Source organism: Thalassospira profundimaris (assembly GCF_003326755.1).
Taxonomy (GTDB): domain Bacteria; phylum Pseudomonadota; class Alphaproteobacteria; order Rhodospirillales; family Thalassospiraceae; genus Thalassospira; species Thalassospira profundimaris_B.
In genome coordinates, this window is record NZ_JPWH01000003.1 from 303,355 (window position 1) to 321,899 (window position 18,545).

General features: G+C 51.2%; 17 protein-coding genes. 10 read left to right on the plus strand and 7 right to left on the minus strand.

What is annotated here, in order from left to right; all coding sequences use genetic code 11:
* Positions 1-38: 38 nt before the first annotated feature.
* The 7 genes from ntrX (at position 39) to TH25_RS06030 (ending at position 7,179) form a co-directional block, all read left to right on the plus strand.
* A complete protein-coding gene (gene ntrX, locus TH25_RS06000) occupies positions 39-1,424 on the plus strand; it encodes a nitrogen assimilation response regulator NtrX (protein WP_114087507.1) in 1,386 nt (461 codons plus the stop codon).
* 46 nt (positions 1,425-1,470) lie between these two features.
* Positions 1,471-2,850, plus strand: a complete 1,380-nt coding sequence (gene trkA / locus TH25_RS06005; protein ID WP_114087508.1) for a Trk system potassium transporter TrkA — start codon at positions 1,471-1,473, stop codon at positions 2,848-2,850.
* Positions 2,851-2,924: 74 nt separating this feature from the next.
* Entirely contained in the window at positions 2,925-3,794 is an 870-nt protein-coding gene (locus TH25_RS06010; protein ID WP_114087509.1) for a D-amino-acid transaminase, read from the plus strand.
* 122 nt (positions 3,795-3,916) lie between these two features.
* On the plus strand, positions 3,917-4,600 hold the full coding sequence (locus tag TH25_RS06015) for an HAD family hydrolase (protein WP_114087544.1): 684 nt from the start codon (positions 3,917-3,919) through the stop codon (positions 4,598-4,600).
* Positions 4,601-4,723: 123 nt separating this feature from the next.
* Positions 4,724-4,981: an RNA chaperone Hfq gene (hfq, locus tag TH25_RS06020; protein WP_007089557.1), complete on the plus strand. Its 258-nt coding sequence runs from the start codon at positions 4,724-4,726 to the stop codon at positions 4,979-4,981.
* Positions 4,982-5,000: 19 nt separating this feature from the next.
* Entirely contained in the window at positions 5,001-6,320 is a 1,320-nt protein-coding gene (gene hflX, locus TH25_RS06025) for a GTPase HflX (protein ID WP_404969415.1), read from the plus strand.
* 37 nt (positions 6,321-6,357) lie between these two features.
* Complete coding sequence (locus TH25_RS06030) at positions 6,358-7,179, plus strand: inositol monophosphatase family protein (RefSeq protein WP_114087511.1); 822 nt, start codon at positions 6,358-6,360, stop codon at positions 7,177-7,179.
* A 19-nt stretch (positions 7,180-7,198) separates the two neighbouring features.
* On the opposite strand, the gene mazG is transcribed toward TH25_RS06030, so the two are convergent.
* The 7 genes from mazG to ectA all read right to left on the minus strand — a co-directional run bounded on the left by mazG (position 7,199) and on the right by ectA (position 15,006).
* On the minus strand, positions 7,199-8,035 hold the full coding sequence (gene mazG / locus TH25_RS06035; protein ID WP_114087512.1) for a nucleoside triphosphate pyrophosphohydrolase: 837 nt from the start codon (positions 8,033-8,035) through the stop codon (positions 7,199-7,201).
* A gap of 1 nt (position 8,036) precedes the next feature.
* The gene (locus TH25_RS06040) at positions 8,037-8,783 is read right to left on the minus strand and encodes a phosphatase PAP2 family protein (RefSeq protein ID WP_181847434.1); all 747 of its coding nucleotides are present in this window, start codon (positions 8,781-8,783) and stop codon (positions 8,037-8,039) included.
* 199 nt (positions 8,784-8,982) lie between these two features.
* The gene (locus TH25_RS06045) at positions 8,983-10,746 is read right to left on the minus strand and encodes an ArnT family glycosyltransferase (RefSeq protein ID WP_220151348.1); all 1,764 of its coding nucleotides are present in this window, start codon (positions 10,744-10,746) and stop codon (positions 8,983-8,985) included.
* Positions 10,747-10,985: 239 nt separating this feature from the next.
* The gene (locus TH25_RS06050) at positions 10,986-12,494 is read right to left on the minus strand and encodes an aspartate kinase (RefSeq protein WP_114087514.1); all 1,509 of its coding nucleotides are present in this window, start codon (positions 12,492-12,494) and stop codon (positions 10,986-10,988) included.
* 85 nt (positions 12,495-12,579) lie between these two features.
* The gene (locus TH25_RS06055) at positions 12,580-12,981 is read right to left on the minus strand and encodes an ectoine synthase (RefSeq protein ID WP_114087515.1); all 402 of its coding nucleotides are present in this window, start codon (positions 12,979-12,981) and stop codon (positions 12,580-12,582) included.
* 74 nt (positions 12,982-13,055) lie between these two features.
* The gene (ectB, locus tag TH25_RS06060; protein WP_114087516.1) at positions 13,056-14,342 is read right to left on the minus strand and encodes a diaminobutyrate--2-oxoglutarate transaminase; all 1,287 of its coding nucleotides are present in this window, start codon (positions 14,340-14,342) and stop codon (positions 13,056-13,058) included.
* Positions 14,343-14,454: 112 nt separating this feature from the next.
* Positions 14,455-15,006 carry a diaminobutyrate acetyltransferase gene (gene ectA / locus TH25_RS06065; protein WP_114087517.1) on the minus strand — a complete coding sequence of 184 codons (552 nt, stop codon included), beginning with the start codon at positions 15,004-15,006 and terminating at the stop codon, positions 14,455-14,457.
* Between the two features lie 312 nt (positions 15,007-15,318).
* Here ectA and TH25_RS06070 point away from each other — a divergent pair, with 312 nt between their 5' ends.
* The 3 genes from TH25_RS06070 to TH25_RS06080 all read left to right on the plus strand — a co-directional run bounded on the left by TH25_RS06070 (position 15,319) and on the right by TH25_RS06080 (position 18,428).
* The gene (locus TH25_RS06070) at positions 15,319-15,816 is read left to right on the plus strand and encodes a MarR family winged helix-turn-helix transcriptional regulator (RefSeq protein WP_114087518.1); all 498 of its coding nucleotides are present in this window, start codon (positions 15,319-15,321) and stop codon (positions 15,814-15,816) included.
* 194 nt (positions 15,817-16,010) lie between these two features.
* On the plus strand, positions 16,011-16,655 hold the full coding sequence (locus TH25_RS06075; protein WP_114087519.1) for a hypothetical protein: 645 nt from the start codon (positions 16,011-16,013) through the stop codon (positions 16,653-16,655).
* 543 nt (positions 16,656-17,198) lie between these two features.
* Complete coding sequence (locus TH25_RS06080) at positions 17,199-18,428, plus strand: efflux RND transporter periplasmic adaptor subunit (RefSeq protein WP_220151349.1); 1,230 nt, start codon at positions 17,199-17,201, stop codon at positions 18,426-18,428.
* Positions 18,429-18,545 lie beyond the last annotated feature (117 nt).

The window sequence follows — 18,545 nt, forward strand, 5'->3', positions numbered from 1 at the left end:
AAAAATAATGATATAAACACCAAGGTTATTGTCGAAACATGGCGCACGATATTTTAATCGTCGACGATGAAGAAGACATCCGGTCGCTCATTGCTGGCATTCTGGAAGACGAAGGTTACACCACCCGGGCTGCGGCATCGAGCCAGCAGGCTCTCTCCGAGGTTGCCGCACGGCGCCCGACACTGGTGGTACTTGATATCTGGATGGAGGGAAGCGAGCATGACGGGATCGAGACCTTAAAGCTGATCCAGCGCGAGCATCCGGAAGTCCCCGTTGTCATGATTTCCGGTCACGGCAATATCGAAACCGCGCTGGAAGCTTCGCGCAACGGTGCATATGACTTCATTGAAAAACCGTTTAATACCGACCGTTTGCTGCTGGTTGTTGAACGTGCCATTGAAGATGCGCGTCTGCGTCGCGAGAACCGTGAACTGACACTGCGCGCTGGCGGCGATGTTGAAATTGTCGGAAAAACCCCCTCGATCGTCAATTTGCGCCAGTCGATTGACCGTGTCGCCCGAACCGGCAGTCGTATTCTTATTTCCGGCCCGGCCGGGGTTGGCAAAGAAGTGGTTGCACGGCTGGTTCACAAGAACTCCGCACGGGCAGATGGCCCCTTTGTTGTACTGAATTGTGCAAATATATCGCCAGAAACGATGGAAGAATCCCTGTTTGGTGCGGTTGGAAATGCGACACGTGAAGCACGTACCGGGATGTTGGAAATTGCACATGGCGGAACCCTGTTGCTTGACGAAGTGGCTGATATGCCGCTTGAAACCCAGGGCAAAATTGTGCGGGTGCTGCAAGATCAAACCTTTGTGCGGGTTGGCGGTTCTGTACCGGTCAGTGTAGATGTTCGTGTAATCGCAACCACGTCACGTGATCTCGAAGAAAAAATCGAAGAACAGAAATTTCGCCAGGATCTCTATTACCGGCTCAATGTTGTACCGCTGGAGGTTCCGCCTTTGGTCGCCCGGCGCGATGATATTCCCGAACTGGCGGACTATTTTCTGTCGCGCTATGCAGATGCCACCGGTCTGCCGCGTCGCACCCTGTCCCCCGAAGCAATCGCCGCCCTGCATGCTTATGACTGGCCGGGAAATGTGCGCCAGCTTAAAAACGTGATCGAGCGTTTGATGATCATGGCGCCAGGGGATAGCACCCAGATGATCAGCGGCAAAATGCTGCCGAGTGAATTGTTTTCCGACATGCCTGAATCGCTGGCGTTTGATAAAACCAGTGAAATCATGGCCCTGCCTTTACGTGAAGCCCGCGAATTGTTTGAAAAGGAATATTTGCAAACACAAGTGGACAGATTTGGCGGCAACATCTCGAAAACCGCCAATTTTATCGGAATGGAACGTTCCGCTTTGCATAGAAAGCTCAAAAGCCTGGGAATTTACGGCGACCGCGTTGGCGATTGATGCCATCGGGTGTGATCTACAGGGTTTTGATCAGGAGAAAATCTAAATGAAAGTCATCATTTGTGGCGCAGGGCAGGTGGGGTTCCATATTGCCAAATATCTTGCAGCCGAACAAAACGATGTGACGGTTATTGATCAGTCCGAAGAACTGATTCGCAAGATTTCCGATACACTGGAAGTCAAGGGCATTATCGGCTTTGGGTCACACCCCGATGTGTTGCAGCAGGCCGGCGCCGAAGAAGCCGACATGCTGATCGCCGTGACCTTTGCCGATGAAGTCAATATGACAGCCTGCCAGGTCGCACATTCGCTGTTTAACGTTCCCACCAAGATTGCCCGTATTCGTAGCCAGACCTACCTGCAGCCCGAATGGGCCGGGTTGTTTGGCCGGGAAAAACTGCCGATTGATGTTGTCATTTCGCCGGAAATGGAAGTGGCCCGAGCGGTGGCGCGCCGTCTGCGCGCGCCCGGTGCATTTGATATGATCCCGTTTGCCGATGACATGGTCAAAATTCTCGGGTTGCGGTGTAATGAAGACTGCCCGGTGATCAATACGCCATTGCGCCAGTTGCATCAGTTGTTCCCGGATCTCAATATTTCCATTCTGGGCATGATTCGAAACGATAAACCGGTTTACCCCAAAGGCGAAGATCCGATGTTGGCGGGCGACCTCGTTTATCTGGCTGTTTCCAGCGATCAGGTGGACCGGGCGATGTCGGCCTTTGGCCACGAAGACCCCGAAGCACGCCGTATTGTTATTTTTGGTGGTGGTAACATTGCCCTGTTCCTGGCTGAAGAGATCAACAACAATTTCCCGGGGGTAACGACACGACTTATTGAATCGGATCCGGAACGGGCCCGGTTTGTTGCCCAGAAGTTACCGAAGAAAAGCGTTGTTCTGTGTGGGGACGTTCTGGACCCCGAACTGCTTGAAGAAGCCAACGTTGCCAATGCCGAAGCTGTGGTCGCCCTGACAAATGATGACGAAACCAACATTTTGTCGTCGCTTCTGGCCAAACGCTATGGCTGTCCGCGCGCACTGACGCTGGTCAATAAAAGTACTTATACCTCACTGGTATCCGAACTGGGAGTCGACGTGGTGATCAGCCCGCGTATGACGACAGTTTCAACAATCCTGCAACATGTGCGTCGTGGTCGTATCCGTGCGGTTCATAGCCTTTCCGAGGGATTTGGCGAGGTGCTTGAGGCGGAAGCCCTTGAAACAGCACCAATTGTTGGGAAGGCCATTAAAGATATCGCAATGCCGCCAGGGGTGGTTTTCGGGGCGATCCTGCGTGACGAAAAGGTTGTCATGCCGCGTGCAAATACCGTGATCGAGGCCAATGACCGTATCGTGGTTTTTGCTGGATCCGAGCAAATCAAAAAGGTTGAAAAGATGTTTGCGGTCCGGCTGGAATATTTCTAACCTGCGGCTCCGACAATCTTGCGAAATGCTTTTGCAAATTCCGTCATCCTATTGATTTAAGCGGGAATTACCAAATGTCTCGTATTGCTTATGTGAATGGACGTTATGTTCCGCATTCAGAAGCGTCGGTTCATGTCGAAGACCGTGGTTTTCAGTTCGCAGATGGCGTTTACGAGGTCGTGGCGGTTTACAAAGGTCAGTTGATCGACGAGGCAGGGCATCTTGACCGTCTGGAACGATCACTTTCTGAATTGCAAATCGCCATGCCAATGGCGCGGGCGGCCTTGTCACAGGTTTTGCGGCGGATGGTGCGGTTAAATCTGGTGCGCGACGGGCTGGTTTATTTTCAGGTTACACGCGGTGTTGCACCGCGTGATTTTCCGTTTCCCTATGCCGCCATGCCCACCATTGTTGTCACCGCACGCAGCAAGACCTTTCCGGGGCGCGATGTGAAACCGGTAATGGTGATTACAACCCGCGATCAACGCTGGGCGCGGCGCGATATTAAAACGGTTGGTCTGTTGCCTGCGGCCCTTGCCAAACAAAAAGCCCGCGAAGCAAAGGCCTTTGAGGCATGGCAGGTTGATGACGACGGCTACGTCACCGAGGGGGCATCATCGAATGCCTGGATCGTGACAAAGGATAACGTCATCGTCACCCGACAGGCGGATCATAATATCCTGCGCGGCATTACGCGCATGGCCCTTCTTGAATTTGCCCGCGAGAACGGTTTTCGTTTTGAAGAACGCGCCTTTACCGTTGAAGAAGCGCAAAATGCGCGTGAAGCGTTTATCTCCAGTGCCTCGACCTTTGTGATGCCAGTTTGGAAAATCGATGAAGTTGCCATTAGCAATGGCGAGATGGGGCCGGTTGCCAGGACCTTGCGTGACGCCTATTTCGACGCGATGGAAAAACTGGCTGACCAGGCAAAACAGGGCTGTTGATCGCTGGATCAAGACTGGTAGGGTGCGTTGCCGTTGCCCGCTCTTTTCATCTTCTCCTGTTTGATACGGTATCTTGTCAAACAGGGGGGTATTTTACATTCTAACGAACTGAAATTATGACAATGTCAAAATCTGAGCTTGCGCGTCCGGATGCTGTCCTTTTTGACTGGGACAATACCCTTGTTGATAGTTGGGGGCCGATTCTTGTGGCGCTGAATTTGACATTTGATGATTACGGCCTTGAACGCTGGACAATGGAAGAAGCCCATATCCGCGTTGCCCGTTCCATGCGTGACAGTTTTCCGGCCCTGTTCGGCGATGACTGGGAAGGGGCCAAGGACCGGTTTTATGAACATTTTGCACGCATTCACCTTGAAAAGGTCGAACCCCTGAAGGGGGCGCATGACCTGTTGCAGGCATTGAAGGATGCCGGTATTTACACGGCAATCGTCAGTAACAAACAGGGCGCATTTTTGCGGGCCGAGGTTGCTCATCTCGAATGGGGGCACTTTTTTGGCAATCAGGTGGGCGCAACCGATGCTCCACAGGATAAACCGGCAATTGATCCGGTTCATATGGCGCTGGGTGAAAATGCTGCAATGCAAACCGGGACTCTGTGGTTTGTCGGCGATAGCGTCGTTGATATTCAGTGTGCACGCAATGCCGGGGCCGTTGCCATCATCGTTGGCGATGAAGTAACCGGTGGTGCTGATGCCTCGGAAATGGCGGCTTTTTGCCCTGATTGGCATTTCCGTGATTGCGAAGAGCTTGCAGGGGTTGTAAAACACTTGGGGAAAGTCTTATAGTTCCTCCAGGTCATAAGAAGGTGGGACGCGAACTATTAATTCCTGAGGGGGGTAATGGTTCGGTATTTTCCTTGACCGCCCAAAACCAAAAAAACGCTCATAAAAGAAGGCTAGGTCTAACCAATGGCGGAAAAATCACAAAATGTTCAGGACGTATTCCTGAATTATTGCCGTAAAAACAAAACGCCGGTTACCGTATTTCTGGTCAACGGAGTCAAGCTTCAGGGGATTATTACCTGGTTTGACAATTTTTCTGTTTTGCTGCGGCGCGATGCCCATACACAGCTTGTTTACAAACATGCGATTTCGACGGTAATGCCGACGACGCCTATTAAATTGTTTGATCCAAGCCAGCCAGCCACGGACGAAGAAAATAGCTGACGAAACTTTGACATCGGGGGTGGACGACAAAGACGCTCGCCCCCGCGTCTTGGTGATCCATCCGGATCCCAAACGTATCGACGCCGATTCGGTTTGGCGTGACGCTCAGTCGCGCCTTGACGAAGCTGTAAATCTTACGGGCGCGCTCGACTTTGACGTATCCGGGGCGGAAATCGTCTCGGTGGCAAAGCCGCGCCCGGCCACGCTTTTCGGAACGGGTACCGTCGAAAAAATCGGCGGCTGGATCCGGGACGAAGAAGCCGACCTTGTCATGGTCAACGGCCAGTTAACGCCTATTCAGCAACGTAACCTGGAACGTGAATGGAAGGCCAAGGTTATTGACCGGACGGGTTTGATCCTGGAGATTTTTGCCAATCGCGCACAAACGCGTGAAGGTAGCCTTCAGGTGCAGCTGGCCCTGCTGAGTTATCAAAGGTCGCGCCTGGTTCGTACCTGGACGCACCTTGAGCGCCAGCGTGGTGGCCGTGGCTTTTTGGCGGGCCCGGGTGAAAGGCAGATCGAAATTGACCGTCGCCTGATCGGGGACAAACTGGCAAAACTGCGGCGCGAACTTGACGAGGTAAAACGCACACGCGACTTGCATCGCAAGGCGCGCAGACGTGTACCTTATCCGATTGTGGCCTTGGTCGGCTATACCAATGCCGGGAAATCAACGCTGTTTAACCGCTTAACACAGTCCGACGTTTTTGCCGAAGACATGCTGTTTGCGACTCTTGACCCCACCATGCGCGGGTTGGAGCTGCCTAGCGGTCGCAAAGTCATTATGTCTGACACGGTTGGTTTTGTTTCCGATTTGCCGCACGACCTGGTTGCCGCCTTCCGTGCGACCCTGGAAGAGGTTTTGGAAGCTGACCTGATTGTTCATGTTCGGGATGCGTCCTCGCCGGAAACGGATGCACAAAAACAGGATGTGCTGGAAGTCCTGAAAGAACTTGGCTTGCAACAGGTCATCGACGGGGCAGAACTGGTTGAGGCCCTGAACAAGGTTGACCTTCTGGATGAAGAGGACCGTCTGGCGGTGCTGGAACAAAGCAGCCGTCAGAACAACACCATCGTGGTTTCGGCATTAACCGGGGAAAACTGTGACAGCCTGTTGCGGTTGATCGAAGACCGCCTGACCGCCGAAATGCCGGTTTTTCAGGTTCTGGTGCCCTATGCCAATGGCAAGGCGCTGGCTGGATTATACCAGCAGGGCGAGGTATTAAACCGTATCGAAGGTAATGACGGCATCAGCATAGAAATCCGCCTTGACGAAACACGGCTGGGCCGATTCGAGGACTGGTGTCAAAAAAACGGTCTGGAACTTTATTCCGTTTAATCGCTTAACCCGAATAGGACGCAGGAACTTTAACGTGATGACACCGGATATAGACAAGGTTACAGCCATTATCCGCGAGGTCGCCGCAGAAGAAATTGCGCCGCGATTCGGGCAGCTTGATGCTGGTGATATTGACATTAAGACCCATGCGCAGGACCTTGTAACCATTGCCGATACCGAAGCCGAACGCGTGTTGACCCGGCGTTTGACAGCACTGCTTCCAGGCAGTGTTGCGTTGGGTGAAGAGGCTGCTCACCATGATGCCTCTTTGCAAAAAACAATCTTTGCTCAAAATGCACCGATCTGGATTATTGATCCGGTTGACGGGACAAAAAACTTTGCCCACCAGCGCCAGCCGTTTCGCTCCATGCTAGCACTTTATCAAGATGGTCAGACGGTGGCCGCCTGGATCGTTGATCCCTTGAGCGGTGACGTTACTGTCGCGGAACAGGGAAGTGGCACCTTTCACAATGGAAAACCAGTTAAGGTCCGTTCTGAAATTACGTCTGCTTTCAACGCACGTGGTTTTCTGATTTCCTATATTCGCACCCGTCTTGCCAAGGCATATGGCAAGCGCGATTTTTTTGAAAAACTGTCCTATTATTCCTGCTGTGGGGCGGAATACCAGGATGTTGCGCAGGGAAATTACGATTTTTGTGTTTATCGTACTTTAAAGCCCTGGGACCACGCACCGGGAACCCTGCTGGTTCGTGAGGCTGGCGGGGTTGACAGGTATTTCTCGAAAGATGGCCAAAAACACGATTATCACGCCAATGGCAGTGGAGCAGCCCTGATTTGCGCATCCTCACCTGAATTGTGGGACGAGATCAACCAATTGCTGCAACCTGTTTGGCAATAAATAATCTGATTTAAGGTCGTCAGTTTTCGCTGGCGGCCTTTTTTCGTTCGGCAATTTTGGCAGCATTCCAAAGGTCGTCCATTTCATCGAGGCTGGATTGATCGGGTGTCTTGCCCATCTGTGCCAATTCCTGTTCAATGAATTGAAAACGGCGCGTAAATTTGTGATTTGCACGGCGCAAGGCGACCTCAGGGTCTATTTTCATTTTGCGGGCCAGATTGGCCATGACAAACAACATGTCCCCCAATTCATCTTCCAAGCGGTCCTGAACCGGGTTTTCAGTCATTTCGGCACGTAATTCGCTAATTTCTTCGGCCAGTTTATCAAAAACCTGCTCAATATCTGGCCAGTCAAAACCGACACGGGCCGCGCGTTTGGTCAGCTTTTCAGCCCGCATCAGCGCCGGCAGGGCGGAAGCCACGCCATCTAGCGCACTTGGAATGTTCTTACCTTTCCGATCAGCTTTGCGCGCCCGCTCGGCCGCTTTCAGTTTTTCCCAGGTTTGGTTGATATTTTCCGGGGTTTTGGCATCGCCAGTGCCAAAGACATGAGGATGACGGGCAATCATTTTATCGGTGATGCCTTGGGCGACGTCATTAAAGGTAAACAAGTTCAATTCTTCAGCCATTTGCGCATGAAAGACGACCTGCAATAACAAGTCTCCCAGCTCTTCGCGCAATTCCACCATATCGTTATGAGCAATGGCATCAGCCACTTCATAGGCTTCTTCGATGGTGTAGGGCGAAATCGTCGAGAAATTCTGCTCTATATCCCACGGGCAGCCTGTTTTCGGATCGCGCAGTCGGGCCATGACCATAAGCAGGTCATTTATTGCTGTTTTGGCGCTATCGGGCATTCTAATTTCTCGACCTTAAAGGGGTGGTTGATTGCACAACGGCATCCCGGACTGAAGAAGATGCGGGTGCCTGACCGTTCTTTGGTTTTTTCAGCATGTTGCCCACAACATGCCTGCATTGGCGGGCAGATGAAACCCCTAATGATCGATGCAAACGCCCACCAGCGGATAATTTGAACCCGATATGCCGACGGGCCAGCACACGCGCACTGTAATAAGAAAAGGTGGCCCCCAGCAAAACACCGGTAAAGGCATCAGAAGGATAATGTGCTCCCCATATCACACGACTAATCGCAACCCAGAAACCGGTCGCGAAAATAAAGCCGCGCCAGGATGGAAAAATCAACGCCAATGTCACAATTGTCGCCCCAACCGTGGTGGCATGACCGGATGGAAAACTGGAATAGGCGGCCTTGAAGATCAGGGGATCAAAGTGAAAAGCCCCCATCGTGTCGAATAGCTTTGGCCGGGCGCGCCCCAACGGCCACTTGATGGCGATGACCAGCAAACCACTGACTGCCACCGTGTAAAATAAAAATGCGCTATATATAAAGGTGGAATAAAGGGCCATTCGCAACCGAAGGCCAAATTTTCGGGTGTTTTGGGCAAGCAAAACAAGGCACAAAACACCACTGCCGAGCAAAAGCCAGGATGAATTCCCCAACGCATTGAGCCAGCCAAATGTATGCAAAAATCCGACCGGCAAAGTTTCGCGCCAGTAATGGCTTGGCTCGTCCAGAAAGATCATGCACAAACCCGTGCCGATCAGCACAAGGGCAGCAAGATTTTGCGGATAATATATCGGCTGAACAGGACTGAACGATTTCAGAATCCTGCCTTTGCGGTTTTTGAAAATGCGATATGACCCTGCGGCATTTGCAACAATGCGTTGGCAGGTGCGGGAAATTAGCTCTCGAAAGCGCATGACATGATCCGTCATTGATCCGTTATCGTCGGGAATTTACATAAATGTCGATATTCATGTGATGACCGCCATTAATGTTCAGACCTTGCACGGATGCAGATGGCTTGATGACGAGCCCCATTTTGTCTGCCTCGTTGACAAAGGCCGCCTTTTGATGGCTTTCAATTGCGGCAACCCGACAGGTGTTTGTGAGAGACGCCGCAGGGGCAAGGGCATCAGCCGGTACTGAGACCTGACTGGTTGAAAGAAAATCCGCTGCCTGTGCACCAGAAAAAACGCGCGTATGCGTGCCTTCAAGAAATATAAAACTGGGTTCGTTAAACCCGGCAATGGCGACGGCGGGATAAGGGCAGGGGGCGACCTTTGAAATGGCCGCTACCAGGCGTGAACTGATCCAGATCGGGCTTAGGGATGGCGCGACAAATCCCCAAAAACCGGTGCTCATTATAATGGCGCCAATAATTGCAAAGGGCATGGCGTGATGAACACGATGTTTGATGATGTAGATGGCCGCGATTATAGCCAGGACGGCAGCAAGAATGGATACGCCGACACCCGGGACAGAGGGAGAGATTTTCAGATGCAGGGGAAGCACGATTGTTGCAATCGGCAACAAGACTGCTGGCAGGGTCAACACAATAGCACTGCCCCAGGCAAGATATTTGTTGGTCTGCCGAACGGTATTGTTATTCCAGAGGCTTGCCGTCACGCATATTGCGAGAGCCGGTAAAAGCGGCATGGTGTAGTGCGGTAATTTTGTGCCTGTCAGCTCAAAGACAATCCAGGACGGGACAAACCAACAGGCGCAAAACTGGACCATTTTTTGGGAACGGCTGCGCCATAGATGGGGCAGCGCCAGAACAAAAAAACCGGTAAGCGGCCAGAACACAAAAAACATAAACACCAGGTGCATTCCTGGTGGCTTGCCATGACTTTCCTGACCACCGACAACTTTTCCCAGCAGGTCATGGCCGAGAGATTCCTGAAAAAAGGAATAGTCAGTCAATTTTGCAATGGCAAAAAACCACGGCAAAATCAGAACGCACAGCCATAAAAACCCATATAAGGGTGTTGCCGATTTAAGCCATGTGATGTCCCGTTTGATGAGACAAAGCCCCAACACTGTAAAGCCGACGACCATAGGTGCAATTGGCCCTTTGATCAAAATTCCAAGCGCAAGGGCCGTCCAGAAACAGAAAGCCAGCCGCCAGTCTGGTTTCGGCGTTGGATGTAGCCAAAGGCGCGCCAGAGCCCCCTGCGCCCACAGAATGGTCCATAAAAGGGAAGTGTCGGTTTTTGCCAGACGCGCCTCAACACCTAAAATAATAGTCGATCCGACAAAAAGAGCGGCAATAAAAGAGGTTTTGGGATCGCAAAAAGCCCTTGCAACCCAATAAGTTAACAGAATAGCCAAAATGCCGCCGACAAAGGAAGGCAGCCGGTAAACCCAAAGCGGGGCCTTGGCGTCGTGCCCGGTCAAAAGAACAGCGGCAGATTGCAGCCAGTATATGCCAACAGGTTTTTTATAGCGCGGCTGATCCTGAAAGCGGATATCGATATATTGATTGGTTTCAAGCATTTGCTTGGTGGCCTGGGTAAAGCGTGGTTCGTCGCGATCAAGCGGCGGCACCTGCCACAGGCCTGGTAAATAGGCGATCACACCCATGAAAAACAGCACCAGCGGCAATATCAGGTCACTGCTTATGCCTGACGGGCGGAAACGCGATAAAAGCGGCGTTACACCCGGTTTTCGCACATGAATATCCATCGCAGCATCATTGGTCATATGTGTCTATTTGCATGAAATCACTGGCTTGCAACGACGGAAAAAGAAACTCGGCTGCATCGTCAGGTATTTGACAGGAAATTTTGTTGGATAATAAGGTGAGGGCGGGGCAGCTTGCTAGTACCGGGCGAAAAGTTCTTTTCTCTGTCATGTTTGAGCAATGAAACAGTCACCCAAACGGCAACAGCCACGTCAAATTAATGACGTGGCTGTTTGGATATAGTGTGATGGAACAAAAATCAGGCGGCAGACAGTTTAACCTGATCTTCTGAACCGCTTTCCGCGTCGGAGGATTTGGTTTCCTTTGAAGGATTTTTCTTGCCTTCGACCAGACCGCGATGCAGGGCAACGATTGCTTTGTTAAAGTCGCTTTCTGTCACCACGAATTGCAGGTCAACCCGACGGCTGGGCGAATGGCTGGCAACCAGCTCAACACCGGCATCATCAAGAATGCTTACCGCACGGGCAAACAGACCGGGCTGATTGATATTCGCACCGATAACCGAAACAATTGCCACCTTGCGTGTTTTGACCGAGGCCTCGGGCTGGCGGCTCTCAATCTCTTCAACACAGCGGCGGATCTGCTTGAGCGGGGCCGAAACATAATGCGTAATTGTGTTGGCATTCAGGTTCTTTGTAACGGTCGGAACCTTGTAGCGTTTCAGAACACTCAGCACTTCCTCTTCGGCACCAGGTACGCCCACCATATCCTGGTTAAAGACCTCGATCTCGAAGGCAGCGCCAATGCCGGTTACAATCTCGACACGGCTGTCATCCGGGTTCCAGTCATCGTCAATAACAGTGCCCGGATGTTCGGGTTCAAAGGTATTGGCAATGCGCAGCGGGATACCATTCTGACGCAGGCCCTTGGCTGCACGCGGATGAATGGCTTCCATCCCCATATTTGAAAGCTGGTCCGCCACATCATAGCTGGTGCGCCCGATCGGACGAACCGCATCTTCGCCCACAATGCGCGGATCCGCACTGCTAAGGTGAAATTCCTTGTGAATGATGGCCTCATGCGCACCTGTCAGACAGGCAATGCGCGAGAAGGTCACTTCACTGTAACCACGGCCATAGATGCTCATCAAACCTTCGCTGCACTGGGCATAGCCGGTGACAATTGGCAGCTGGGAGCTAACATCAATATTGTCAAAAACACTGTTGATGCGTTCATCCAGGGTCGAAGCTTCAGGCTCGCGCCAGCCGGAAAGATCGGCAAATACCGCATTTACGCCCTGGCTGCGCAAAAGCAGCATGGTGTTGTGCGCACTGTGGGCTTCGCCAATTGCGCTTAACATTTCACGCACGGTCAGCAGGTGCTTTTCCAGCTTGAAATGGCCAAAGCTGCACAGGCGATGCAAATCCATCAGGCAGCTGCGTGTGCCTTCAACGCGTTCCTGAACAAAGGAATTTGCCAGTTTCAGATCATTCTGATCCTGAAAAATTTCCTCGTTCAAGGCGCACATTTTATCGGCGACCCTGGTTAGGGCATCACCCCATGCCCAGTCCGTTTCCGAACCGGCATAAAGCTGGTAAACGCCCGCTTCGCCAGTTTTTTTGTTTTCAAGCAGCAGGTCGGTAAAGCCGCCATAGGCCGAAACAACAAAAATTCTGTTATAAAGGTCGCTCTCGCTACGATCACCAACCAGAATATTATCCATCACAGCCTGAACCTGCGTCATGGACGTTCCACCGATCTTGTGGACACTATGTCCGGCGTCCGCTTGTTTACGGGCTGAAACCATGATGCCTCCTTTAGGGGCCGTTTCCTTGAAAGTTTCTCTCTTCACGGAGCGGGGCAGGGTATGTACCTGCCCCGTTTTACGGGTTTTAGCTGGCAAGGGCTTCGCCATCGAGCGGATAAACACCATTTTCATCGTGGGTTTCACTACCGTTTAACGGCGGATTGAAAGCGCAGGCAACCACCATGTCTTCCGTACCACCCCGCAGATAGTGGCGATCATGTTTGTTCAGGATGTAAACAGTGCCCGGTACGATCTTGTATTTCTTGCCATCTTCAATGGTTTCAACTTCGCCATTGCCCGAAATGCAGTAAACCGTTTCAAAGTGGTTGGCATAGCAGATTTCAGTTTCTGTACCGGCGTATATGGTCGTGATATGGAACGAAAAACCCATGCCATCGTCGGCCAAAGACAAACGGGTGCTTTCCCAATTGTCGGCAACAATCCGGCGGCCAGATTCTTCACATTCTTTAAGCGTACGAACAATCATCTCTAACTCTTTGATCTATTAGTATAATTGGTGAGCCGGGTGACGGCGTATACCGTCACCCTAAAAAAGGTTTGTTATTCGGCTGCGGCCTGGGCGGTCACAACGTCCTTACCCATAATTTTGGCAGTCGACATTTCCAGAATATCCAGGCCATGCGCCAGATCTTCCATCGAAATAATCAGCGGCACCAGGCATTTGACAACTTCATCTTCCGGGCCACTGGTTTCGATAATCAGATTATGGGTGAAACATTCAGAAGTCACCTTGTCGGCAATCTCGCCGCTTTCAAAGCAAATGCCCTGCATCAGGCCGCGACCCTTGCGGTAAATGCTGCCATTCTCACCATAGCGCGAGGCGATCTCTTCAAGGCGTTTGCCAAGAAATTCACCTTTTTCCTGGACACTTTTGGCAAATTCATCATCTGACCAGAAATGTTCCAGCGCCGCCGCAGCCGTGACAAAGGCATGATTGTTACCACGGAAGGTGCCGTTATGTTCACCCGGATGCCATACATCATATTCCGGCTTGATCAGCACAACGGCAAACGGCAGTCCGTATGCCGAGAGCGATTTTGACAGCGTGATCATGTCCGGCTTGATACCAGCCGGTTCAAAGCTGAAGAAGGTACCGGTACGGCCACAACCCGCCTGAATGTCATCGACAATCAAAAGAATGTCGTGCTTGCGGCACAGGGCCTCGACCTTTTTGAGCCAGTCAAAGTCAGCGGCATTGAGGCCACCTTCACCCTGAACGGTTTCGACAATGATCGCAGCAGGAAGCTCAACACCACTGGAATTATCGCTCAGGACGCGGTCAAGATAGTCGGTGGTGTCCACACCATCGCCCATATAACCGTCAAACGGCACGGCAACGGCATTATCCAGCGAGACACCTGCAGCACCACGGTGGTGCTCATTCCCGGTGACAGCCAGCGCCCCAAGGGTTACGCCATGAAAGCCATTGGTAAAGGAAATGACATTTTCACGGCCTTTAACACGGCGTGCCAGTTTCAGGGCGGCTTCAACAGCATTGGTGCCGGTCGGGCCGGTAAACTGGATCTTATATTCCATATTGCGCGGCTTGAAGAGTTTCTCTTCCATCGCGGTCAGGAATTTCTCCTTGGCGCTGCTGTGCATGTCCAGCCCGTGGGTAATACCGTTTGACTTGATATAGTCAACTAGGGCTTCTTGAAGAACAGGGTTATTATGCCCGTAATTCAGGCTGCCAGCACCGGCGAGGAAGTCCAAATAGCGATTTCCATCCGTATCCGTCAGCCAGGCACCTTCGGCTTTATCAAAGGTGACAGGGAAGGAGCGTGCATAGCTCTGAACTTCCGATTCAAGGCGATCAAATACAGTCATAACTTTCTCTTTCTTTTGGGGAGAAATAAAATTCGTATGGCAAATTAAACGCCGAAGGTCCGGTTTTGTTCCCGGAAATTCGGCGCTTTTCCAAAATCAAGGCGTGAGAGCCTCAGGCAGCAACGCGTTCAACATCAACCCGTTCAAACGGGCCGATCTGCCAGAGAATTTCGCTGGCGGCTGCGCCATCAAAATGCTTCTCACGGTCAAAAAGCACCTTGCGGTTGACATCGGTTTCCAATTCACGGGCCACCGACCTGAACACACCCTGCGACGGCGCATTGGAGGTCGTAATAGTCGTATGAAGCTCCGTGACATCGTGGCAAACGCCGCGATCAAGGATATCAAGGATCATGCGCTTGCCAAGCTTCAGGCCGCGTGCCTTGGGGGAAACCGCAACCTGCCAAATAAACAGGCGCTCCGGGGTTTCGGGCACAAGGTAGCCTGAAACAAAGCCCACAACTTCGCCGTTCAGCTCTGCAAGGGCGCAGGTCGGCGCGAAATGGGAGCATTGAAGCAGGTTGCAGTAAACAGAGTTCTCATCAAGCGGCTTGCAATCTGCAATCAATTCGTTCACCGCCGCTCCGTCTGTGGAATTCGGTTTACGAATAACCAGATTCTTGGTCTTGCTTTTCGACTTGCCGTCGCTTGTGGCAACTTTCATCGTTCTATCTGCCTAATTGTTTCGCCAATCGATCTAGATGAATGACGAGAAACATAGATTATCGATGTATTTTAATCAACATGATTGATCGCGATATTGGAGAAAAATGACTTAAATTATTGATATATATGGAAAAATTAATTTTACCTTGGCGTGGGAACAAATTTGTTATCAAAGTTTTTCAGCGTCACAAAATCATAGTAATTCTATATAAATTTGTATCTCTTTACGATTGATCACTAGAAAATCCGTTGTCTTTCAGGGGTTTGAAGGCTATAACCAAATTTGGAAAGAGTTCTATCGGATCTGCAAATGGACAAGCTGCACGACGCATTGATTTCAATTCGCCGCATTCTTCGCGCCAGTGACATTCATGCCAAACGGCTGGGCAAACTGGCCGGCTTGAAAACTTCGCAATTGCTTGTTTTGCAATCTCTTGATGATGCGGGGGAAATGACCGTTGGCGAAATTGCGGCAAAAGTAAATCTTGCCCAGGCCTCGACAACGGCGCTGGTCGACAAGTTGCAGTCTATGGGGCTGGTGCAGCGGGCCCGCGGACATACCGACAAACGTAAAGTATATGTCCGGCTGACGGACATGGCGCATGAAGTGCTGGCCAAAGCACCAATGGCGTTGCATGACCGTTTTTCCGAGAAATTCAAAAATCTTGAGGAATGGGAGCAAAGCTTTCTCGTTGCCGCTTTGCAGCGGGTCTCCACGATGATGGACGCGGGAGATATCGATGTCGCGCCGCTTCTTGATCACGAAGCCATTGTCGAAAAGAATTCCGAAACATTGAAAAATGTTTGAGCCGATTGCAGGCTGATCTTCAACTGATTCTATGTCGGGCAGGGCGCAAGGGCAGCGTAGCTGTCGGGTGTATTTATGCTGACTGACATAGTTCTCTTATTGTCTTTCCTCCGAGTATTCGGAACCTCTTGCGGTTTTGTAACGTTAGGCTCGCGCCTTGAAGGTTGTTTCAATTCACTGGATCGCAGGTTTGAATGCTCGAATGGATCAAGAATCATCATACCGTTCTCCAAATCACCATCAGTTTTTTAACCTTAGGTGTTTGGATTTTTTATGCCCAAATCCTGTTGGCGCAATATCGGCGTACCAGACGCCCAAAAATTTTGATCAATCAAACCCGTGGGCGCACATTGCATTCGCGGTTTCTGGTTAGCAATATGAGCCTCGAAAGCGTCCATATTGAAGTCATTCTTGTTGGTCTGTTTGGTAACGAAGAACAAACATGGCACAAGGTCAGCGATTGGGAGCCTATGTCAGATGACAGTCAGGCGGACACAAATGCTTATGGTACCTTTCAAGGTCCGCTAGCGGCCGGATGTTCACTAGATATTGGCGACATTAAACGATTGATAACGCAGCGTGATACCTTGGTTCAAACCCAGACAAACGCCGACAATCCAGGGGAAACCGGGCTTGTAACAGAAAACGGTGCCAATTGCCGTTCCTTTGAGATTATGGTTATGGGCGTCTACAGTTCGGAAAAAGGTGTTATTGGTGCCAGCAGGACATTCGATCTTGACGAGCACGGTCATGTTTATCCACGTGATGCCGAAACCGGACAATGCCGGTCTCGTAGCGAAAGACAGCGCATGCGGGAACTGCATCGTCGTCATTTATAGAATTGCCATTATTTGTCATAATATATATTATAACTCTTTTGTACGTGGCTTTGTTTTCCAAACAAGTGCCTGCTCTTGCCCGGTAATTCTGTCAGCTCAACATGAAATGATATTTGCCTAATCACGGCAATATCGGCGCGTGATTACGGTGTCCTGTCGGAAACTGTAAGGAAAAAGATTGTCCCAAATGTGCAACGCCTTGTGACTCCGTCCCATATTACTTTTCGCAGATGCCGTAAAAATTTGCACGATTGTGCAAAAACCCGCGACGATCAGTCTAACGCCTTGTCGCTGATATCCCTTATCTTTCCAACCAATATCCCAGATTGTCTGTCCGGGAAAATCCTTCATTTACATTGCAATGCGTCATTTTTCGGCCGGTTTTAACGGCGGCCCGATCAGTTGATCCGACATTGCAATTTAGGTTCGTTCTTATTTTGGAACGCTAAGTGTTGGAAACACCGGCTATTGCAATCTGCCATCTGCGCATATGGTCGCGACAAAGTTGCATGTCATATGCTCAATGAAATCTGGAGAGACGTGATGTCATCGAAATCCAAATTCCGATATGCGGTTGGCGCCGTCGCTATTGTGTTGACGGCCGCTGGCGTGGCGGGCGTATTGCCAATTCCGTTTATTCACGCCGAAGAACAGCAAGAATCCCCTGCACCGGCCCAGGCACCCGCACCTGTCCCGGCGACTGTTGCCGAAATTCACAGTCAGAATATCACCCGTTGGTCGCGATTTTCAGGCCGATTGGAAGCCATTGATCGTGTTGAAATACGTCCACGTGTTGCCGGGGCGATCCAGGCGGTTCATTTTCACGAGGGGGATTTGGTCAAACAGGGAGATTTGCTGTTTACCCTGGACCCTGCCCCATTTGAAACCGAAGTTGCCCGTGCAGAAGCCGCCGTTTTTTCGGCTCAATCCCGCTTGAAGCTGGCAAAAACGGAGCTTGAGCGCGGCAATGAACTTTGGAAAACCCGTGTCATTACCCGCACGGTTCTGGATCAGCGCCAGGAAACCAAACAGAATGCCGAGGCCGACCTGCATTCGGCGCAGGCACAGCTTCGTTTTGCCAAACTTAATCTGGGTTATACCGAAATAAGGGCGCCAATTTCGGGCCGCGTCGGCGATATTCGTCTCACTCCGGGTAATTTGGTTGATGCCGGTGCAAATGCCGAAATTCTCACCACACTGGTGTCGGTGGATCCGATTTATGCGACCTTTGATGTCAATGAACAGGCATTGTTGCAGGCCATGCAGCAAAATAGCGAGCCATCGGTAAATACGGTGCAGAAAATCCCGGTTCAATTGAGCAACGATTTTATCGGTCCTGATGCCATTACTGGTCATGTTCAAATGATCGACAATGAATTCAATTCAAAAAGTGGCACCATTCGTGTACAGGCCATATTTGATAACAAAAACGGGCGGCTTGTCCCCGGGCAATTTGCCCGCCTTGAATTGGGCCAGGCCAGCGCCGGAAAAGCAATGATGGTTGCCGAACGGGCCGTTGGAACCGATCAGGATAAAAAGTTCGTTCTGGTGGTAAATCCGCAAAACGTTGTCGAATATCGCGAAATTCGTGTCGGTGGCGAACAGGATGGCATGCGCATTGTTACCAGCGGCCTGAAAGATGGCGAACGTGTCGTCGTCGAAGGATTGCAGCATATTCGCCCCGGTATGACCGTCGCGCCCGAAATCGTCTCTATGGATCGTCGTTCCATCGCCGAGGCCGGTAGCGCAGCCAAGGGAGATTCCCGCTCTTAATCAGGGTTACGGGACACCAAATTTATGAACATCTCGAAATTTTTTATCGATCGCCCGATCTTCGCGGCGGTGCTGTCACTGCTCATCGTAAGCGTCCTCTCACGGCTACCTTGACAG